The sequence below is a fragment of the Sphingopyxis sp. SCN 67-31 genome (genome assembly GCF_001725095.1).
Genome location: NZ_MEFH01000017.1, coordinates 54,531 through 73,118 on the forward strand (window position 1 = coordinate 54,531; position 18,588 = coordinate 73,118).

An 18,588-nucleotide genomic window follows, 5' to 3' on the forward strand; every position below is an offset into this window, starting at 1 on the left:
CGACAGAATTTTTCATCCCCCTCTACCCCTTTTTATTTATATATGAATTTTCATTACCTCGCACGACGTCATTCCCTCAAGGCGAACTGAGAGATTCGATTTATCGGCGGGTTTTTATCTGATCTTGTCTTGCCTATTCGCGGATCAAGCTATCAGACGAAGGAAGGTGCTAAACCCAAATCGGTTCGACAGGGTATATATTCAGGTTATGCTTCGCCTTCGAAGCGCGGCAGGGACGGGAAAGGCAGCACGCGCCGGCCGCAATTGCTCCATGCCCTCTCGAAGGGCGGGGGGTGGCGTCCTATTTGCGGTAGCGGGCCGTAAAATCGGTCCGGAAGGCGGCGAAGCGTCCGGCCGCGATCGCATCGCGCATCGCCTGCATCAGCGCCTGATAGAAATGCAGATTATGCTGCGTCATCAGCATCGCGCCGAGCATCTCGCCCGCACGGACGAGATGATGGAGATAGGCGCGCGACCAGGTCGTGCAGACCGGGCAGCCGCACGACGCATCGAGCGACCCCAGGTCCTCCGCATGCTTCGCGTTGCGGATATTGACCGGTCCATCCCAAGTGAAGGCCTGCCCGTTGCGGCCCGATCGCGTCGGCAGCACGCAGTCGAACATGTCGACCCCGCGCGCGACCGCGCCGACCAGATCGTCGGGCTTGCCGACCCCCATCAGATAGCGCGGCCGGTCGGCGGGGAGCTGGGCGGGCGCGAAGTCGAGCACGCCGAACATCGCCGCCTGCCCCTCGCCCACCGCAAGGCCGCCGATCGCATAGCCGTCGAAGCCGATTTCGATCAGCGCCTCGGCCGAACGCTTGCGCAGCCTTTCGTCGAGCGAGCCCTGCTGGATGCCGAACAGCGCGGCGCGCGCGGCGTGCGCCTCGCCCGCGTCGAACCCCGCGCGGCTGCGCGCCGCCCAGCGCATCGAGCGCTCCATGCTCGCCTCGGCGCGTTTCGCGTCGACCCCGGCGGGGGGGCATTCGTCGAATGCCATGACGATATCGCTGCCGAGCAGGCGCTGGATCTCCATCGAGCGTTCGGGGGTCAGCAGGTGGCGCGACCCGTCGAGATGGCTCTTGAAGGCGACGCCCTCCTCGCTCTGCTTGGTCAGCGCCGACAGGCTCATCACCTGATAGCCGCCGCTGTCGGTCAGGATCGGCCGGTCCCAGCCCATGAAATCGTGCAGCCCGCCGAGCCGCGCCATGCGCTCGGCCCCCGGGCGCAGCATCAGGTGATAGGTGTTGCCGAGGATGATGTCGGCACCGCTCGCGCGCACTTCGGCCGGGCGCATCGCCTTCACCGTCGCCGCGGTGCCGACCGGCATGAAGGCGGGGGTGCGGATTTCGCCGCGCGCCATGCGGATCACGCCCGTCCGCGCGGGCCCGTCGGTCGCGGCGACGGTGAAGGCGAATCTGTCGGTCATCGCGCGCGCCTATGGCGGGGGCGCCACCGAAAGTCGAGGGCGGCGGCGCCGGAGGCGCCTCAGGCAGCCTTCCAGTCGTTCGTCGTCGTGAAGGCGGGCAAGGTCATCGCCGATTCGATCTGCTGGTTCGCCGCCGCGATCAGATAGGGCGAAACGCGGTGGCGGGTACACAGCCCGCCGTTGCCGTCGCTGACGAGCGAATGCTCGAACTCGATGCCCTGCTGATGCTTCGTCGAGCGCCGCACGGTGGCGGTCACCAGCTGTCCCTCGCCGAAGTCGATCACGAACTGCGTGCCCACCGGCACGTCGAGCAGTCCTTCGATGAAGGCGCCGGTCGCCGACAGGTTGCGGATGACGACGGCATAACGATGATTGCCGTGGACCGCGCCGACCTTGCGGAACATCTGGAAACGGTCGTTGCGCTGCTTCGCCGGCCCCGACGGCTTGATCGTCCACGACCCCGCCTCGGCATGCTCGACCAGTTCGCCGTCGGCCACCGGCTTGCTGTAAACATAGCCTTGGACGTGGCTGACCCCCAGCTTGCGGATCAGGTCGAGCTGGTCGAGCGATTCGATGCCCTCCGCCGTCGTTTCCATGTCGAGCGCCTCGGCAAGTGCGACGATCGCCGCAATGATCGCCGCATTCCGAGACCCCTTCTCCGTCGCGCCGCGCACGAAGCTCTGGTCGATCTTGATCTTGTCGAACGGCGCCGACTGCAAATAGCCGAGCGAGGAATAGCCGGTGCCGAAATCGTCGAGCGCGAGCCGCACGCCGAGCCCCTTCAGCGCCTTGAACATCCGCGCAGTCTCGGCCGAATCGCCCAGGAATACGCTCTCGGTGATCTCGAGCTCGAGCCGGTCAGGCGACAGCCCCGTGGCCGCGAGGGCGTTGGCGACGATCTTGGGCAAATTCTCGTTCGCGAACTGGATCGGCGAGACGTTGACCGCGACGCGCAGCCCGCCCGGCCAGCGCGCGGCGTCCTCGCACGCCTTGCGCAGCACCCACTCGCCGAGCGGCCAGATCAGATTCGCCTCCTCGGCGATCGGGATGAACATCGAGGGGGAGATGATTCCGCGCTCGGGATGCAACCAGCGCACCAGCGCCTCGACCCCGGTCACCATGTTCGACTGCGAATGGACGACCGGCTGATAGCTGAGTTCCATCTGCCCGCGCGCCAGTGCATCGCGCAGATCCTCCTCCAGCGCGCGGCGATCCTCGGCCGCCTGATGGAGGTCGCTCGAATAGAAGCGGAAGCGCCCGCGCCCGCCCCCCTTCGCGGCATAGAGCGCGAGGTCGGCGTTGCGCACAAGGTCTTCGCTGGTCATGCCGTCGAAGGGTGCGATCGCAACCCCGACCGAGGTGCCGATGATGCAGCGGCTGCCCTCGACCGAATAGGGTTGCGACAGGTTGGCGATGATTTCGGCGGCAAGGTCGCCCAGTTTGCCGCGGTCGTCCTGATCGGGCAGGATGATCTGGAATTCGTCGCCGCCCAGGCGGCTGACCATCTCCTTGTCGCCGACGATCTTGAGCAGCCGTTCGGCGACCTGCTTGAGCAGCGCGTCGCCCGCCGGATGGCCGAGCGTGTCGTTGACCTGCTTGAAGCGGTCGAGGTCGAGCAGCATGATCGCGCAACTCCGCTGCTGCTGCGTGAAGGCGGCGAGCGTCGATTCGAGCTTCTTCGAGATGTGGAAGCGATTCGCGAGTCCGGTCAGCGAATCGTATAGGGCGAGACGCGAGGCATCCTCGGCCGAGCGGCGCTGCGCGGTGACGTCGGTGCCGCTGCCGCGATAGCCGGTGAACTGGCCCGCGGCGTCGAAGTGCGGGCGCCCCGAAACCGACCACCAGCGCTCTTCGCCATCGATCGCCGCACGCAGCGGCAGCTCGTCGAACTTCGATTGCCGGGTCAGCAGGAAAGGCAGCGTGCGCTGCCGCTCGCCATGGCTGTCGGCGGGGTGGAACAGGTCGGTGAGCGGCGTGCCGAGCAGGTCGGCGGCCCGCTTGTCCATGACTTCGGCGACGGCTTCGCTGATATAGGTCAGCGCGCCGCCGGCATCGGTCGACCAGAACCAGCCGCGACCGCTGTCCTCGTAATTGCGGAGCAGCAGCACCGCCTCGCGCGTATGCAGGCCGGGCAGCGGCGTCTCTGCGCGCTGTCCACCGAGCCGCGAACCGAGCTTGCCCAGAAAGCCGCGCTGCTCCGCAGCGCCCGCGTCCGCCGGATCGTCGGCACGCATGCGCGCGGACGATTGGGTCCCCCGATTCGTACTGATCCCCGCCATCAGACCGCTATGCCAATCAGGCCTTGCGATACGGTAAATGTCGCCACGCCGGACGAACCCGCGCAACGGCCCGCTCAGAAGCGCGGCATTACCGCCCCACGCCGGACGGTTCGGGCGATACGACGCCGTTCGCCGCCGCATAACGGCGCCAATATTCCGCCAGCCTTGCAGCCAGCGACGGCTTTGCGGCGGCGATATCCCGCGTTTCGCCGGGATCGGCGGCGAGGTCGAAGAGTCGCCACGCCGCCTGCGGCGAAGCCGGCCGACTCAGCTTCCAGTCGCCCTGGCGCATGGCGCGACTGCCATGCAACTCCCATCCGAACCGCTCCTCCTCCCGATGGACGCGCGGCTGGCGTCCGCGGGCATGAGCGAGGATGGATCGACCGGAATAGGAATCGGGCGCCTTCACGCCCGCCAACGCGAGCAGCGAGACGGGAAGATCGCGGATCGTCATCAGCGCCGCGCTGCGTTCGCCTCTGCGGATGCCGAGAGCCGGGCCGGCGACAATGGCGGGCACCTTGATACCGCCTTCGGCAACCGAGCCCTTCGACCCGCCATAGGGCGCCGCGCTCACTGCGGCCCAATCGGGCCCATAGGAAATATAGGACCCGGCGCGCCCCATATTGGCGAGGCTATTGTCGAAGGTTCGTGCGACCCACGGTGCATTACGCGGAAAGCGGTCGGGTTGGACGCCCTCCGCGCCATTGTCGGACAGGAACAGGATCAGCGTGTTCGCCAGATCGCCGCCGTCGGCCAGATGTCGGATCACGCGGCCAATTTCATCGTCCATCTGCTCGACCATCGCCGAATAGATTTCCATCCGCTTCGCTTCGACCGCACGGTCGGCCGGGGACATGTCCTGCCATGCGCGCGAAAAGTGCGCGGGCGCGGCCTGACCCGCATGCAGGATTCCCAATTGCATCATCCGCGCGAGGCGCTGGCGCCATATCGCTTCGTGGCCGGCATCGTAGCGGCCCTGCGCGCGCCGCCGATAGGCGTCCGGCGCCTGAAGCGGCCAGTGTGGCGCGGTATAGGCGAGATAGGCGAAGAAGGGCTTCCGCTCGCGCCGGCTCTCGTCGATCGCCGACAGGATATAATCGGTGTAGAAGCGGGTGGAGAAGAAGTCGGACGGCAGCCGTTCGACCATCCGGCCGTTTTCGCGGTAATGGGCGACGGGCTCACTGGCGAAGGTTCCCAGCTGGTCGGGAAAATGGCTGCCCGCCCCTTCGAGCAGGGCGAACGACCTGTCGAACCCGTTCGCGGCCGGGCTGTGCTCCTCTCCCGCGCCAAGGTGCCATTTGCCGGCCATCGCCGTCAGATACCCCGCGCGGCGGAGCAGCGCGGCGACCGAAACCGACCGCGCGTTGAGATAGGTCTCATAGCCCGGACGCCCGATCTGGTTGGGCGCGATCCGTTCCTCCATGCTGCCGAAGCCGACGCGATGATGGTCCTGCCCCGTCAGCAACATCGCGCGCGTCGGCGAGCAGCTCGGGCTGGCATAGAAATTGTCGAGCGCCAGCCCCTGCCCGGCAAGCCAGCTCAAATTGGGTGTCGGTATCTCTCCGCCATAGGGCGCGATGTCGGAATAGCCGAGATCGTCGGCAAGGATCAGCAGGATGTTGGGACGCTTTTCCGCCGCCTCTCCGGCAGCGGCAGCAGGCGCCGACAGTCCCAGAAAGACCGCCAGCATCAGCCAGCCCGCTCGGCGTGCCCCGTTTCTCTTCCGACCCCGCCGCGCCGCCATGTCAGAAGGACAGGCTGGCGCGCACGCCATAGGTGCGGGGCGCCGCATAGCGGGCCGCCAATCCATTGCCGAGATTCGTTCCCATGCTTTCGATCGCCTTGAGGACCTTGCTGTTGGTGAGATTGTTGACGAAGCCGGTGATCGACCATGCCCCGCCGGGCGCTCCATAGGTCAGCAACACATCGAGCTTCGCATAAGGCGCGCGGCGATAATGCGAGGCCGTATATTGCTGAAGATACATGGCCCCTTGGTAAGACAGGCGCGCGGTCGAGGTGATCGTCCCGCCATTGGCGAGGTCGAGCTTGTGATCGAAGCCGCCCGTCGCCGTGAAGCGCGCCGCGTTCGGCATCCGTGCTCCGCTGAGGTCCACCGTCTGCGGCGTCAGGCTGGTGGCGAGATAGGGGTCATAGGGCGCGTCGGCATAATCCTCAAACGTCGCGTCCAGATAGGCAGCGCTGCCGCTGAGCCTGAATTGCGGCGTGATCCGCGCCTGCCATTCGAGTTCCAGCCCCTTCACCTGCGCGCGCGCGGCGTTGACGATGATGAAGCCGACGAGATCGGGCATGAGCTGGCTGACCTGAAGCCCCGAATAATCATAATAGAAGGCCGAAAGGTTGAGCTGGAGGCGGCGATCGAGCCATTCGGTCTTGGCGCCCACCTCATAGGCGGTGATCGTTTCGGCACCATAGGGCTTGTCGACCGCGGTGAAGGAAATGCCGCCGGGCTTGAAGCCCGTCGAAACCGAGCCGTAGACCATGGCGTCGGGGGCGACCTTCCAGTCGAGGCCCAGCTTCCACGTGACCTTTTCGAAGGTCGCCCGGTTACTGTCGTTGGTCAGCGCGGCCGCGGGGATGGCGAAATTATTATAGTTGGTCCGCCGCGCGAACTTGCGGTCGCGATTCCACCGCAGGCCACCGGTGATATTCAGCGCGTCGGTCAGCGGATAGGTCATCTGCCCAAACAGGGCGAGCGAGGCATTGTCGATCCTTTGTCCGACGACGATCGGGCCCGAGAATTCGGGCGGCAGCGTTACCCCCGGGCCGACCAGATTTTCCAGCGGCGGATAATGGATGTTGAGGATCTGCAATCCGCCGAAATTATCGCTGAGCGGCCCGCCGGTCGGCCGGTTCTCCTCGTCGAAATAATAGGCGCCCGCGACCCAATAGAGCCGCGACCCCGACGGCGACGCCAGCCGGACCTCGAGCGTCCTTTCGCGGGTCTTGCCCCGGAAATATTTCGTCCCGGCCGCGACGTTGGTGTAGTCGCTGTCGTAATGCTGGAAGATCGAATCCTCGATGATCGCGCCCAGAACGGTCAGATTGGCCGGCCCCGCATCCCAGTTCAGTTCCGCCGACACGGTCTTCTGCGTATTGCGGATACGGCTGGGGAAATCATAGGCAACTTCCCAGGGGTCGTTGCTGATCGGGATCAGGCCGTTCCGCTGGTAATAGCCGAGGTCGTAATTGCCCGCCTTGGGAATCCGGCCGAAACCCGTACCCGGAACCATCACATAGTCGGGATTCCGATCCCCCGCGCCTGGATTGGGCGCGCCGTCGGGCAACACGGCCGCATCGGCGATCAGCTTGCTCGCGCTGCCGACGCCGCCGCGCTTGAAATAATTGCCGCGCAGCAACAGTGACAGGCGGTCGCTCGGCTCGATCAGCAGTTGCAGCCGCATCGACAGATCATCTGCGTCGTCGAGATTCGGCAGGTTGTTGCCCGCCACATTGCGGGCATAGCCGTCGTGCTGGTCGCGAAAGATGCTGGCTCGCATCGCCATGACGTCGGTCAGGATCGGGACGTTGACGGCGAGGCCGCCGACAAAGGCGTCGTAATTGCCATAGGACAGCGTCGCCTCGCCGCCGAATTCGTTCATCCGCGGCCGCTTGCCGATGATGTTGACCGTGCCGCCGGTCGCATTGCGTCCGTAAAGCGTGCCCTGCGGGCCGCGCAGTACCTCGACGCGCTCGATGTCGAAAAAGGAGGCGTTGACCCCCTGCGGCCGCGCATAATAGATGCCGTCCTGATGAAAGGCGACGCCCGCCTCGCCGTTGAGCGTCACATTCTGGGCGCCGATGCCGCGTAGCGTGACGCGCGTGGCGTTCGGCGTGCTGACGTCGCCCGCGATATCGAGATTGGGAACGCGGTCGTTGAGACCGGCCATGCCGCTGATGCCGGAGCGCGTGACGTCATCGCCCGTCAGCACCGACACCGCGATCGGAGTATCCTGCAAATTGGTCGCGCGCTTTTCGGCCGTGACGACGATTTCATCCATGCCCGGCGCCGGATCGGCCGTCTGGCCAGCGGCATTTCCCGCCACCGCAAGACAGGACAGGGGCAGCAGAATTCCCCCCAACGACGACGCCCTTACAGCCATCACAGCCTCCCCTATTCCATTTTTATATGCGTATCGGAATTGCTGGGTGGCAGACCGGATTATATCATAATAATAAAAAAACGCGTCCTCGCTATTCCTCATTTGCATAATGATGGCGGCGCTATCCGGCTTCTCGCTGGATGCGGATGCGCCGGGACGGCTTTCGCCTTATCCAGCCGGCAGCAGCAGGCTGGAGTCGCCATAGCTGTAGAAACGATAGCCTTCCGCAATGGCATGGTCGTAGGCCGCGCGCATCGCGTCGAGCCCCATCAGGGCGCTGACCAGCATGAACAGCGTCGAGCGCGGCAGGTGGAAATTGGTCATCAGCCCGTCGATCGCCCGAAAGCGATAGCCGGGCGTGATGAAGATCGAGGTGTCGCCGGTGAACGGCTCGATCGTCCCGTCGGCGCGCGCCGCGCTTTCGAGCAGGCGCAGGCTGGTGGTGCCGACCGCGATCACCCGGCCGCCAGCGGCGCGCACCGCGTTGAGTCGCGCCGCGGCGTCGGCGTCGATGCATCCCCATTCGGCGTGCATGACATGGTCCGCCGTGTCGTCGGCCTTCACCGGCAGGAAGGTGCCCGCGCCGACGTGCAGGGTCAGCGTCTCGCTGGCGATCCCCGCCTCGCCGAGCGCGGCGAGCAGCGCCGGGGTGAAATGCAGCGCCGCCGTCGGTGCCGCGACCGCGCCGTCGGTCCGGGCGAACATCGTCTGATAATCGGCGCGGTCGGCCTCGTCGGTCGCGCGCTTGCCCGCGATATAGGGCGGCAGCGGCATCGTCCCGGCGCGGTCGAGCAGCAGTTCGACCGGCTCGTCCCCCTGAAAGGCAAGGACGAAGCTGCCGTCGGGCAGGCGCTGCTCGGCGACGGCGATCACGCCCGCGCCGAAATCGACCGTTTCCCCGACATGCAGCCGCTTCGCGTTGCGCACGAAGGCTTGCCAGCGGCGCAGGTCGACGCGTTTGTGCAGCGTCGCGCCGATCTTCGCCCCGGCGGCGCCATCTCTGTCACGGCCGCCGCGCACGCCTTCGAGCCGGGCGGGGATGACGCGCGTGTCGTTGAAGACGAGGCAGTCGCCGCGGCGCAGCCACGCCGGCAGGTCGCGCACCCCCGCGTCATGCAACCCCCTGCCCGCGACGACCAGCATGCGCGCCGCATCGCGCGGACGCGCCGGACGCAGCGCGATGCGATCGGGCGGCAGTTCGAAATCGAAGGCATCTACGCGCATCGGCTAAAGGCCGACAGCTTCGGAAGGATTCCCCTGTCCGTTCGTGTCGAGCGAACGGAATAAACCGGAGTCATCCTTCAAGGAAGCAGCTCAGCGCCCGATCGGCGCGTTGAGCTGGTCGGGCGTGATCTCCGCCGCGGGGGCAGAGGCGGGTGCCGGATCGGTCAGCATCGAGGCGGGCGGCATCGGCCGGTTGTCGGCGGCGACCGACGCCTGCACCATGCGCGACATCACCGCGGGCGGCTCGCCCTTGTGGATCGCGTCGACATATTGCATCCCCGACACGACGCGGCCAAAGACCGTATAGTGGCGGTCGAGCGCGAAGCGCGGCTGGAGCATGATGAAGAACTGGCTGTTCGCGCTGTCCTCGCTCTCGGCGCGCGCCATCGACACGGTGCCGCGCAGATGCGGCATCGGATTGAATTCGGCCTTCAGGTCGGGAAGCTGCGAGCCGCCCTGCCCGGTCGCGGTCGGATCGCCCGTCTGCGCCATGAAGCCGTCGATCACGCGGTGGAATTTCACCCCGTCGTAAAACCCCGCGCGCGCCAGTTGCTTGACGCGCTCGACATGCTGCGGGGCAAGGTTGGGATACAGCTGGATCACCACCCTGCCGCCGGTCGAAAGGTCGAGGTTCAGCATATATTCGGGGTTGCCGATATATTGATCGGGGGTCATCGCCGGTGCGGCCGGCGCTTCCGCCGCCGGGGCCGCATCGCCCTGCGCGGGTGCGGGAGCGGGGGCCGGCGTCGGAGCGGGCGCGGGGTCGATGGGCGGAACGGTTTCGCTTTCGGTCGGCGCGGGGGCCGGGGTTCCGTCGGGCGACGGCGCGGGCGGCGCCTCCTGCGCGACAGCCGACACCGCGAGACCGAGCGCCATGGCCGACAGGATCAGGGGGCGGAATGTGATGGTCATGCTGGATCGGCCTCTATCGTGGAATATCTGTGCGCCCCGCTTGCGCGCGACCTAGCGGGTAAAAGCTGAACGCTCAATGAGGAAGCGTTGCGTCATCCCTCACCCTGGCGCAGGCCGCGCTCGGCGATGCGCGCGACGACCGCATCGCGCACCGCGGGGGTGACGAACTTGTGGATCGCGCCGCCGAAGATCGCGATCTCCTTGACCAGCCGCGACGCGATCGGCTGCAGGCTGACATCGGCCATCAGGAAGACGGTCTCGACACGGTTGTTGAGCTGCTGGTTCATCCCCGCCATCTGATATTCATATTCGAAGTCGGCGACCGCGCGCAGCCCGCGGACGATGACGCTCGCGCCCTCGCGCTCGGCGAAGTCCATCAGCAGCGAGTTGAAGCCGACGACACGAATGTCGCCGCCCAGCGCCGCGACCTCGCCCCGGACCATCTCGATCCGCTCCTCGTCGTCGAACAGCGGCGATTTGGCGATGTTGGTGGTCACGCCGACGACCAGCCGGTCGACCAGCTTCGCCCCGCGCCGGATGATGTCCATATGCCCGAGGGTGATCGGGTCGAAGGTTCCGGGATAGACCCCAATCCGCATCAACGGTCCCTTTCCACAATATAGTGCGCGATTTCACGCAGCAGCCTGGCCTCGTCGCCGAAGCCCGCCAGATGGGCGGTCGCCTGATCGACGAGCAGGCTGGCCTGCGCCCGGGCGCGGTCGATTCCCATCAGGGTCACGAAGGTCTGCTTGCCCGCCGCCGCGTCCTTGTTCAGCGCCTTGCCCGCCAGTGCCTCGTCGCCCTCGACGTCCAATATGTCGTCGGCGATCTGGAAGGCGAGCCCGATGTCGCGCGCATAGGCGCGCAACGGTTTGCGCCCCTCGGGCGGAACGCGCGCGAGGATCGCGCCCGCCTCGACCGAAAAGCCGATCAGCGCGCCGGTCTTGAGCTGTTGCAGCCGCGTCACCGTCGGCAGGTCGAAGCTGATCGTCTCCGCCGCCAGGTCCATCATCTGCCCGCCCGCCATGCCCGCGGGGCCCGCCGCCAGCGCGAGTTCGCGCACCAGTTCGCTGCGCACGAAGGGGTCGGCATGCGTCGCCGGATCGACGAGCCATTCGAAGGCGAGCGCGTGCAGCGAATCGCCCGCGAGCACCGCCGTCGCCTCGTCATAGGCGCGGTGGACCGTCGGCTTCCCGCGCCGCACGTCATCATCGTCCATGCACGGCAGATCGTCGTGGATCAGCGAATAGACGTGCATCGCCTCGACCGCCGCGCCGACGCGCAACGACAGCGCGCGATCGACATGGAACAGGTCGCCCGCGGCACGGACGAGCAAGGGGCGCAGCCGCTTGCCGCCGCCCGTCGCGGCATGGCGCATCGCGCGATAGAGCCGCTCGCGCGGATCGGAGGGAATGGCCAGACGCCGGTCGAACAGGGCGTCGATCCCCGCCGCGACCTCTGCCTGCGCGGCGTGCAACAGCGACGCCTCTACCACGGTTTCGCCATCGGCGCGCGCGGCCATGGATCAGCTCTCGCCGAAGGGCGTGGTTCCCGCCGGCCGGCCGTCGGCACCGAAGCCGACCTGTTCGATCCGCGCCTGCGCGGCGGCAAGGCGCGCCTCGCAATGCGCGCGCAGCGCATGCCCGCGCTCGTAGAGCGCCACCGATTCCTCGAGGCTGACGTCACCGCTCTCGAGCCGCCGCACGATCGTTTCGAGCTCGCCCATCGCGGCCTCGAACGACAGCGACGCGATCTCGGGGGCCGGGGCCGGCGCGGCAGCGGGGTCGGGCGTGTCGGTCATCCCCCTGCTTTGGCGGCTCGCCCCCATGCGGTCAAGCTTGACGTCGCCCGGCACCGCGATAGGGTCGGGCCGCATGTTCGTCGGCCATTTCGCCCCGGCGCTGATCGTCGCCGCCCGCCCGCGCGCCGCCGGGCTCGGAACGCTGTTCGTCGCGGCGCAGCTTGTCGACATCGGCTTCGCGGCGCTGCTGATCCCGGGGGTGGAGGCGATGCGGATCGCGCCCGGCATCACCGCGATGAACCCGATGGACCTTTACCACATGCCCTATACGCATAGCCTGCTCGGCGCGGGATTGTGGGGATTGCTGTTCGGCCTGATCGTCTGGGCCGCGACGCGGCGGCGCGAGGCGGCGATCGGCGCCGCGATCGTCGTCGTGTCGCACTGGTTCATCGACCTGCTCGTCCACATCCCCGATCTCACGCTGTTCGGCGCGCCTCCGAAGATCGGGCTTGGCCTGTGGAACCATCCGCTGGTCGCGATGCCGCTGGAGGTCGCGCTGGTCGGCGGCGCTCTCGCTTATTACGCCAGCCGCACGCGCGACCCGGCCGGAAACGGCCGCCTGTGGGCGCTCGCCGCGCTGCTTGCGCTGGTCCAGGCCATCAACTGGTTCGGGCCGCAGGAAAGCGCCTATTCGCTCGCGATCCCCGCGACGATGCTCTTCGCCTACGCGCTGCTGTCGCTCGCCGCCTGGTGGGCGGGACGGACCCGCGCGCCGCTTTCCCATAGCTGAGGCGGCATCTTGTGAGCGGTGCCGGCGATATTGGGGTCTGTTCCTATCGCGCCGGCCCGGCTAAAGGCGCGCCATGACCCAGTCCGCCGTAGCCCCCTCGCCCGCTATCACCCCCGAAATCGTCGCCGAGCACGGCCTGTCGCCGGAGGAATATCAGCGTGTCCTGAACGCCCTCGGCCGCGAGCCGAATCTCGTCGAGCTCGGCATCTTCTCGGTCATGTGGTCCGAGCATTGCAGCTACAAGAGCTCGCGCATCCACCTGAAGAAGCTGCCGACCGAAGCGCCATGGGTGATCTGCGGTCCCGGCGAGAATGCGGGCGTGATCGACATCGGCGAAGGGCCGGGCGGCAAAAAGCTCGCCGCCATCTTCAAGATGGAGAGCCACAACCACCCGTCGTATATCGAACCCTATCAGGGCGCGGCGACCGGGGTCGGCGGCATCCTGCGCGACGTCTTCACGATGGGCGCGCGGCCGGTCGCGAACCTCAACGCGCTGCGCTTCGGCCGTCCCGACCATCCGAAGATGAAGCATCTAATATCGGGCGTCGTCCGCGGTATCGGCGGATACGGCAATTGCGTCGGCGTCCCCACGGTCGGTGGCGAGGTCAATTTCCACAAGGCCTATGACGGCAATATCCTGGTCAACGCGATGACCGTCGGCGTCGCCGAGCAGGACAAGATCTTCTATTCGGCCGCAAGCGGCGTCGGCAATCCGATCGTCTATGTCGGGTCGAAGACGGGCCGCGACGGCATCCACGGCGCGACGATGGCATCGGCGGACTTCGGCGAGGATGCCGAGGAGAAGCGCCCGACCGTTCAGGTCGGCGATCCGTTCACCGAGAAGCTGCTGATCGAGGCGTGCCTCGAACTGATGGCGTCGGACGCGATCGTCGCGATCCAGGACATGGGCGCCGCGGGGCTGACCAGTTCGTCGGTCGAGATGGCGTCGAAGGGCGGGGTCGGCCTCCACCTCAGGATGGACGACGTGCCGCAGCGCGAAGCCGGCATGACAGCCTATGAGATGATGCTGTCCGAAAGCCAGGAACGCATGCTGATGGTGCTGAAGCCCGGCAAGGAAGCCTTCGCGGAGGCGATCTTCCGTAAGTGGGAACTCGACTTCGCCGTGATCGGCACCGTCACCGACACCGGCCGCATGGTGCTGGAGCATCATGGCGAGATCGTCTGCGACATCCCGCTCGCGCCGCTCGCCGACGACGCGCCGCTCTATGACCGGCCGCACGTGCCGACGCCGAAGCAGGCCGAGCTTGCGGATGTCCCCGAAACGCAGGACGTCGCGGCGGACCTCAGGACGCTGATGGGCAGTCCCGACATCGCGTCGCGCCGCTGGATCTGGGAGCAGTATGACAGCCAGGTCGGCGCCGATACGGTGCAGACCGGCGGCGACGCGGCGCTCGTCCGCATCCACGGCACGAACCGCGCGCTCGCGATGACCACCGATTGCACCCCGCGCTATTGCCATGCCGACCCGGTCGAGGGCGGCAAGCAGGCGGTGGCCGAGACGTGGCGCAACATCACCGCGGTCGGCGCGACGCCGCGCGCGATCACCAACTGCCTGAACTTCGCCAATCCGCAACGGCCCGAGATCATGGGCCAGATCACCGGCTGTCTCGACGGCATGGCGCAGGCGTGCCGCGCGCTCGACTATCCGATCGTGTCGGGCAACGTCAGCCTCTACAATGAATCGAAGGCGACCGGTGGCGGCAGCGCGATCCTGCCTACCCCCGCGATCGGCGGCGTCGGCGTCATCGACGACCTGAGCAAGGCCGTCGGCATCGGCTTCAAGCGCACCGGCGACATCGTCCTCGCGGTCGGCGAGCGGATGGGCCATCTGGGCCAGTCGATCTGGCTGCGCGAGATTCACGGCCGCGAGGAAGGCCCGCCGCCGCCGGTGGACCTGAAGGCGGAAAAGCGCACCGGTGACTTCATCCGCCATGCGATCAACCAGGGCTGGATCACGGCCTGCCACGACGTGTCGGATGGCGGCGTCGCCGTCGCGCTCGCCGAAATGGCGCTCCGGTCGGATATCGGCGTTCTGGTGAGCGAGGAACAGCCCTTCGGCATCGCCGAAAGCTTCTTCGGCGAGGATCAGGGGCTCTACATCGTCACCGTCTGCGACACGTGCCTCGCCGACTTCCTCGACGCGGCGAACCGCGCCGACGTACCGGTCGACCCGCTCGGCCGCACGATCAGGGACCGCATCGTGTTCGAGCTTCCGGAGAGCGACCACCAGGTCACGCTCGCGGAACTGCGCGAAGCGCACGAGGGCTTCTTCCCGAAGCTGATGGAAGGGTGAGCATCCACGTCGGCATCGGCGGATGGACCTATGAGCCGTGGCGCGGCACCTTCTACCCGCCCGGCCATCCGCAGAAGCGCGAACTCGAATATGCCGGCCGGCATCTGACCGGGCTGGAGATCAACGGCACCTATTACGGCAGCCAGAAGCCCGAAAGCTTCGCCAACTGGGCGGCGGCGGTGCCCGACGGCTTCCGCTTCAGCGTCAAGGCGTCGCGCTTCGCGACCAATCGCAAGCTGCTCGCCGACGGCGCGGCGTCGGTGGAGAAATTCCTGACGCAGGGGCTGACCCGGCTCGGCGACCGGCTCGGTCCGATCCTCTGGCAGTTCATGGCGACGAAAAAGTTCGACCGCGACGATTTCGCACGCTTCCTCGATCTGCTGCCCGCGACGCAGGACGGTCTGCCGCTGCGCCATGCGCTCGAGGTGCGGCACGAAAGCTTCCGCGATCCGGCGTTCGTCGACCTTGCACGCGAACGGAACATGGCGATCGTCTTCGCCGACAGCGAAGAATTTCCCTGCATCGACGAGGATACGGCCGATTTCACCTATGCCCGCCTGCAGCGAACGGTGGAGAGCGAACCTGCCGGCTATGACGAGGCGGCGCTCGACGGCTGGGCCGACCGCGCGCGCGACTGGGCGAAGGGCGGGCGCGACGTCTACCTCTTCTTCATCGCCGGCGCGAAAGTCCGCAACCCCGCGGCAGCGCAGGCGCTGATCGCGCGGCTGGAGAGCTGACGCTCGTTTACCATCTACGGCTGGATCGTCATCGACTTTGGATGAATCAATATAGTGTTCCCGCGCAGGCGGGGAGCCAGAGCGGAAAAGTGCACGTTCGTGTATAACGCTCCGGGTCCCCGCCTGCGCGGGGACGCGTCACTATAACTTTCTCCGGTCCAGTCCTACCGGCGACGGAGTCAGGCCGCCTTCGCCAGTTCCGGCTGCGCGGGTGCCGCGGCGGTTTCGGTCGCCTTCGTCCCCAGCAGGTCATAGGGGTCGATGCCGTCGGCGCGCATCATCGCATGGACCTGCTTGTAGATCGTCGGTTCGACGATCCCCAGCCGCTTGCGCGCCGCCTCGATCGGCTCGGCGAGCAGCGCCTCGATATCCTGATGCGCGATGTGCCGCGCGGCGCGGCCGTTACGCTGGCCTTCGCGCACCGCCGCATAGATGGGATAGCGACGACCGAAGCCCTTGCGGATCTCGCGCGCGCCGGCCCAGGCGATGAACAGCGTGCCCCAACTCGGCGTCTGGCTGTAGGAGAAGGCGAGCACGCACTGTTCGCCCAGCGCGTCGCGGCCATAGCCGGTCAGGATGTGCGACAGGTCGTGCGTGTCGCGCAGCCGGTCGCCGAATACCTCCATCATGTCATCGTAGCGCGGCTTTTTCTCGCGGAATTTCATCGATTCGTCGACGAGGCCCTGCGCGGTCAGCCCCTCGCGCTCCATGAAATCGACATAGACGCGCCCGACGGTTCCCTCGGGCAGGGCCTTCAACCGGTCGTGATCGTCGAGCAGCGTCGGCAGATAGGGGCGCTCGGCCAGAACCTTCGCCCCCACCGCGGTCGCAAAGAACGCTTCGACCGACCGCGTGAAGCGATTGTCGCGCAGCGCGTCGATGATGTGGAACACCTGTTCGGTGTCCTCCTTGTCGGCGATCAGCTTGCGGAAATGGTGCCACGCCTTCAGCGGGCGGAACCCGGTGTCGGCACGGTCGGGATGGCAAAGGGGAAGAGCGGTCATGGCGAATCTCTCATGCTTCGGCTTCGTGGCTCGCAATAGCATTATTGACATACATGTCAATAGGTGTCGCCTGTTCCCGTCACCCCGGATCAAGTCGGCAATTATCCCTTTTCGACAAGGAGCTGTTCCCCGACGAAAGCCGGGGTCCAGATGGCACAGCGCTGCTTCACATGGACCCCGGCTTTCGCCGGGGAACAGCTCCTGACTTGCCTGAAGGACATATATGCCGACCAGGTCCGCAGTGACGAAGAGGCAGGCGCCTTCAAAACCAAAGGGCGTTGCCACCGCGCCGAGAGGGATATGATCCCGAAGCGAATGCCCTATAGCCTTCCGGCGGGACGCAGCGGAGGCGCGAATGGAGAAGCAGGACGGCGCATCGGCGCAGCGGCTGGTCACGCTCGACGCGCTGCGCGGCTTCGCGGTGATGGGCATATTGGCGATGAACATCGTCGCCTTCGCAATGCCCGAGGCGGCCTATATTTCGCCGAAAGCCTATGGCGGGGAGACGCCGGCCGATCTGGCTGGCTGGGCGATCGGCTTCATCCTCTTCGACGGCAAGATGCGCGGGCTGTTCTCGATCCTGTTCGGGGCGAGCATGCTGCTGATCGTCGAGCGCGCAAGGGCGTCGGGACAGGATGCCGCGACGGTGCATTACCGGCGCATGGCGTGGCTCGCGGTGTTCGGGTTCGCCCATTATCTCTTCCTCTGGTGGGGCGACATATTGTTCCTCTATGCGTGCATCGGTTGCATCGCCTTCGCCTTTCGCGACTGGGAGGCGCGGCGGCTGATCCGCTGGGCGGTCGGGCTGTTCGCACTCGGCACGCTGTTGATGACGTTGCTCTTCGGCGCGCAGCTCGTTCTCGCGCAGGCAGCGGACGATTCCGGCGCGTCGGCGGCGATGGCCGCGGCGGGGCGCGACGTGATCGCCGGATATGCGGGGCTTGGCGATGCGGTCGACGCCGAACTGGCGCTCTATCGCGGCGGCTATCTGCCGATCCTCGCCGAGCGGCTCGGCCATGCGGACACGCCGTTGCTGATGGTGCTGATGAGCGCGCTCGAAACGCTGCCGCTGATGATGATCGGCATGGCGCTGCTGCGCAGCGGCTTCCTTGCGGGGCGCTGGGAGTCCGCCGCCTATCGCCGCACGGCGCTCCGCTGGCTACCGCCGGGACTGCTGCTGACGATAGTGCTGGCATGGGTCCAGTGGCGCGGCGGGTTCGATTATCTGCTGTCGCTTAACATCTTCCTCGCTTGGGCGCAGCCCGCACGGCTGATGATGACGATCGGCTATGCCGCGCTGCTGGTCCTGCTGATCCGGCGTCATGCCGCGAGCGGCTGGATCGCCCGCATCGCGGCGGCGGGGCAGGCCGCCTTCTCCAACTACATCGGCACCAGCCTCGTGATGACGAGCCTCTTCTACGGCTATGGCCTCGGGCTGTTCGGCACGGTCGGGCGCCTGCCGCTCTATCTGTTCGTGATCGGCGCCTCGGCGCTGATGCTGCTATGGTCGAAGCCGTGGCTCGCGCGCTTCCGCTACGGGCCGCTCGAATGGCTGTGGCGCAGCCTCGCACGCGGGGCCGTGCAGCCGATGCGGCGGGCGTCCCCGGCTCAGTAGCCGACGGCGCGGCCGAAGCTCGGGCGGCCGCGCTGGACGAGCGGATTGGCCTCGCGCTCCAGCGCCGCCAGCGTTTCCTCGAACAGCGGGCGCAGCGTGACGACGCGCGGCAGATATTCCTCGGGGCTGATCTGCGCCTCGACGCAGTGGCGCGCGAACATCTCTATATCCTCGGCCAGCGTGCCCAGCCGCTCGCCGCCGAACTGACGCGCCTCGCTCTTCAGCGTGTGCGCGGGCATGACGAGCCCGCGCGCGTCGCGGGCGCGCATCGCCTCTTCGATCGCGGCGACCGACTTGATGCCGTCCTCGCGGAAATAGCCCAATATGCGGATGAACGCCGCGCCCAGCTGGGTGCGCGTCGCGCGGAATTCATTCCAATCGACCAGCATCTCGTCCAATGTTCCGTCCCTTGGCATGCAATTCGG

At 66.8% G+C, this 18,588-nt stretch carries 15 protein-coding genes; 4 read left to right on the forward strand and 11 right to left on the reverse strand.

Features of this window, described 5'->3' with window-relative positions; genetic code table 11:
• Window positions 1–301: 301 nt before the first annotated feature.
• From tgt to ABS88_RS02985, 9 genes are all read right to left on the reverse strand, one after another.
• The gene (tgt, locus tag ABS88_RS02945) at window positions 302–1,426 is read right to left on the reverse strand and encodes a tRNA guanosine(34) transglycosylase Tgt (RefSeq protein WP_076073917.1); all 1,125 of its coding nucleotides are present in this window, start codon (window positions 1,424–1,426) and stop codon (window positions 302–304) included.
• 59 nt (window positions 1,427–1,485) lie between these two features.
• Entirely contained in the window at window positions 1,486–3,660 is a 2,175-nt protein-coding gene (locus ABS88_RS02950; protein WP_104959310.1) for an EAL domain-containing protein, read from the reverse strand.
• A 133-nt stretch (window positions 3,661–3,793) separates the two neighbouring features.
• On the reverse strand, window positions 3,794–5,395 hold the full coding sequence (locus ABS88_RS02955) for an arylsulfatase (protein WP_286749026.1): 1,602 nt from the start codon (window positions 5,393–5,395) through the stop codon (window positions 3,794–3,796).
• Window positions 5,396–5,450: 55 nt separating this feature from the next.
• Window positions 5,451–7,805 carry a TonB-dependent receptor gene (locus tag ABS88_RS02960; RefSeq protein ID WP_158682039.1) on the reverse strand — a complete coding sequence of 785 codons (2,355 nt, stop codon included), beginning with the start codon at window positions 7,803–7,805 and terminating at the stop codon, window positions 5,451–5,453.
• A gap of 189 nt (window positions 7,806–7,994) precedes the next feature.
• Complete coding sequence (gene queA, locus ABS88_RS02965) at window positions 7,995–9,050, reverse strand: tRNA preQ1(34) S-adenosylmethionine ribosyltransferase-isomerase QueA (RefSeq protein WP_076073909.1); 1,056 nt, start codon at window positions 9,048–9,050, stop codon at window positions 7,995–7,997.
• 90 nt (window positions 9,051–9,140) lie between these two features.
• Entirely contained in the window at window positions 9,141–9,962 is an 822-nt protein-coding gene (locus ABS88_RS02970; protein WP_104959309.1) for a peptidylprolyl isomerase, read from the reverse strand.
• A 92-nt stretch (window positions 9,963–10,054) separates the two neighbouring features.
• Complete coding sequence (gene coaD, locus ABS88_RS02975) at window positions 10,055–10,561, reverse strand: pantetheine-phosphate adenylyltransferase (protein WP_067108184.1); 507 nt, start codon at window positions 10,559–10,561, stop codon at window positions 10,055–10,057.
• The gene (locus tag ABS88_RS02980; protein ID WP_076073906.1) at window positions 10,561–11,484 is read right to left on the reverse strand and encodes a polyprenyl synthetase family protein; all 924 of its coding nucleotides are present in this window, start codon (window positions 11,482–11,484) and stop codon (window positions 10,561–10,563) included. Before ABS88_RS02980 ends, coaD begins: the two co-directional genes overlap by 1 nt.
• A gap of 3 nt (window positions 11,485–11,487) precedes the next feature.
• Window positions 11,488–11,838 (reverse strand): exodeoxyribonuclease VII small subunit, encoded by a 351-nt coding sequence (locus ABS88_RS02985; protein ID WP_420877539.1) that lies wholly within the window; start codon window positions 11,836–11,838, stop codon window positions 11,488–11,490.
• Here ABS88_RS02985 and ABS88_RS02990 point away from each other — a divergent pair.
• From ABS88_RS02990 to ABS88_RS03000, 3 genes are all read left to right on the forward strand, one after another.
• Window positions 11,837–12,493 (forward strand): hypothetical protein, encoded by a 657-nt coding sequence (locus ABS88_RS02990; protein ID WP_067181126.1) that lies wholly within the window; start codon window positions 11,837–11,839, stop codon window positions 12,491–12,493. The two genes, ABS88_RS02985 and ABS88_RS02990, sit on opposite strands and share 2 nt — an antisense overlap.
• 73 nt (window positions 12,494–12,566) lie before the next feature.
• On the forward strand, window positions 12,567–14,807 hold the full coding sequence (gene purL, locus ABS88_RS02995) for a phosphoribosylformylglycinamidine synthase subunit PurL (protein WP_286749029.1): 2,241 nt from the start codon (window positions 12,567–12,569) through the stop codon (window positions 14,805–14,807).
• The gene (locus ABS88_RS03000) at window positions 14,804–15,544 is read left to right on the forward strand and encodes a DUF72 domain-containing protein (RefSeq protein WP_076073899.1); all 741 of its coding nucleotides are present in this window, start codon (window positions 14,804–14,806) and stop codon (window positions 15,542–15,544) included. The genes purL and ABS88_RS03000 overlap by 4 nt, the downstream gene beginning before the upstream one ends.
• 179 nt (window positions 15,545–15,723) lie before the next feature.
• Here the strand turns inward: ABS88_RS03000 and ABS88_RS03005 are convergent, their stop codons facing one another.
• Window positions 15,724–16,548 (reverse strand): Coq4 family protein, encoded by an 825-nt coding sequence (locus tag ABS88_RS03005; protein WP_076073896.1) that lies wholly within the window; start codon window positions 16,546–16,548, stop codon window positions 15,724–15,726.
• 355 nt (window positions 16,549–16,903) lie between these two features.
• Here ABS88_RS03005 and ABS88_RS03010 point away from each other — a divergent pair, with 355 nt between their 5' ends.
• Window positions 16,904–18,163, forward strand: coding sequence for a DUF418 domain-containing protein (locus ABS88_RS03010; RefSeq protein ID WP_286749030.1), 1,260 nt, complete (start codon window positions 16,904–16,906; stop codon window positions 18,161–18,163).
• Here ABS88_RS03010 and ABS88_RS03015 read toward each other — a convergent pair.
• Window positions 18,157–18,552 carry an Hpt domain-containing protein gene (locus ABS88_RS03015; protein WP_234002698.1) on the reverse strand — a complete coding sequence of 132 codons (396 nt, stop codon included), beginning with the start codon at window positions 18,550–18,552 and terminating at the stop codon, window positions 18,157–18,159. The two genes, ABS88_RS03010 and ABS88_RS03015, sit on opposite strands and share 7 nt — an antisense overlap.
• Window positions 18,553–18,588: the final 36 nt, after the last annotated feature.

Bases quoted from the DNA above. Each gene is read 5' to 3' on its own strand.
- tgt (WP_076073917.1), bottom strand. From the start codon at position 1,426: ATGACCGACAGATTCGCCTTCACCGTCGCCGCGACCGACGGGCCCGCG.
- ABS88_RS02950 (WP_104959310.1), bottom strand. From the start codon at position 3,660: ATGCGTGCCGACGATCCGGCGGACGCGGGCGCTGCGGAGCAGCGCGGC.
- ABS88_RS02955 (WP_286749026.1), bottom strand. From the start codon at position 5,395: ATGCTGGCGGTCTTTCTGGGACTGTCGGCGCCTGCTGCCGCTGCCGGA.
- queA (WP_076073909.1), bottom strand. From the start codon at position 9,050: ATGCGCGTAGATGCCTTCGATTTCGAACTGCCGCCCGATCGCATCGCG.
- ABS88_RS02970 (WP_104959309.1), bottom strand. From the start codon at position 9,962: ATGACCATCACATTCCGCCCCCTGATCCTGTCGGCCATGGCGCTCGGT.
- coaD (WP_067108184.1), bottom strand. From the start codon at position 10,561: ATGCGGATTGGGGTCTATCCCGGAACCTTCGACCCGATCACCCTCGGG.
- ABS88_RS02980 (WP_076073906.1), bottom strand. From the start codon at position 11,484: ATGGCCGCGCGCGCCGATGGCGAAACCGTGGTAGAGGCGTCGCTGTTG.
- ABS88_RS02990 (WP_067181126.1), top strand. From the start codon at position 11,837: ATGTTCGTCGGCCATTTCGCCCCGGCGCTGATCGTCGCCGCCCGCCCG.
- ABS88_RS02985 (WP_420877539.1), bottom strand. From the start codon at position 11,838: ATGCGGCCCGACCCTATCGCGGTGCCGGGCGACGTCAAGCTTGACCGC.
- purL (WP_286749029.1), top strand. From the start codon at position 12,567: ATGACCCAGTCCGCCGTAGCCCCCTCGCCCGCTATCACCCCCGAAATC.
- ABS88_RS03005 (WP_076073896.1), bottom strand. From the start codon at position 16,548: ATGACCGCTCTTCCCCTTTGCCATCCCGACCGTGCCGACACCGGGTTC.
- ABS88_RS03010 (WP_286749030.1), top strand. From the start codon at position 16,904: ATGGAGAAGCAGGACGGCGCATCGGCGCAGCGGCTGGTCACGCTCGAC.
- ABS88_RS03015 (WP_234002698.1), bottom strand. From the start codon at position 18,552: ATGCTGGTCGATTGGAATGAATTCCGCGCGACGCGCACCCAGCTGGGC.